The 894-nt window shown below is 41.8% G+C and carries 1 pseudogene; it reads right to left on the bottom strand.

Annotated features, from left to right (window positions below):
- Positions 1–894, bottom strand: a pseudogene (locus tag HWX15_RS09745) (FIVAR domain-containing protein); the annotation flags it as partial.

Raw genomic sequence — 894 nt, 5'->3', positions numbered from 1 at the left:
CTTTATCATAGGCGGCTTTCTTCTCTGCACTTCCGTTGTAGTACTTCGCATCATTAGCTTTTGTGCTTTCCGCATCTGTAGATGTTGCTGTTGTTAGAGCTTCTTTATTGGTTTCTGCTCCATCTAATTTGCCTTTGGCATCTTCTATAGCTTGTTTTGCTGCATCTACTTCCGCTTGAGTTGCGTTCGCTTTACCTAAGACTCTCTTACCATCTTCTACGGCTTTATCATAGGCGGCTTTCTTCTCTGCACTTCCGTTGTAGTACTTCGCATCATTAGCTTTTGTGCTTTCCGCATCTGTAGATGTTGCTGTTGTTAGAGCTTCTTTATTGGTTTCTGCTCCATCTAACTGCTCTTTAGCTGTTTGGATAGCTTGTTTCGCTTCATCTACTTCTGCTTGAGTTGCGTTCGCTTTACCTAAGACTCTCTTACCATCTTCTACGGCTTTATCATAAGCGGCTTTCTTCTCTGCACTTCCGTTGTAGTACTTCGCATCATTAGCTTTTGTGCTTTCCGCATCTGTAGATGTTGCTGTTGTAAGTTCAGCTTTATTAGTTTCTGATCCATCTAACTGCTCTTTAGCTGTTTGGATAGCTTGTTTCGCTTCATCTACTTCTGCTTGAGTTGCGTTCGCTTTACCTAAGACTTTCTTACCATCTTCTACGGCTTTATCATAAGCGGCTTTCTTCTCTGCACTTCCATTGTAGTACTTCGCATCATTAGCTTTTGTGCTTTCCGCATCTGTAGATGTTGCTGTTGTAAGTTCAGCTTTATTAGTTTCTGATCCATCTAACTGCTCTTTAGCTGTTTGGATAGCTTGTTTTGCTGCATCTACTTCCGCTTGAGTTGCGTTCGCTTTACCTAAGACTCTCTTACCATCTTCTACGGCTTTAT

It is taken from the genome of Streptococcus thalassemiae (genome assembly GCF_903645285.1).
Lineage (GTDB): Bacteria > Bacillota > Bacilli > Lactobacillales > Streptococcaceae > Streptococcus > Streptococcus thalassemiae.
The sequence above is the reverse complement of the archived record's forward strand: the minus strand, read 5'-3'. Positions and strand labels throughout refer to the sequence as shown.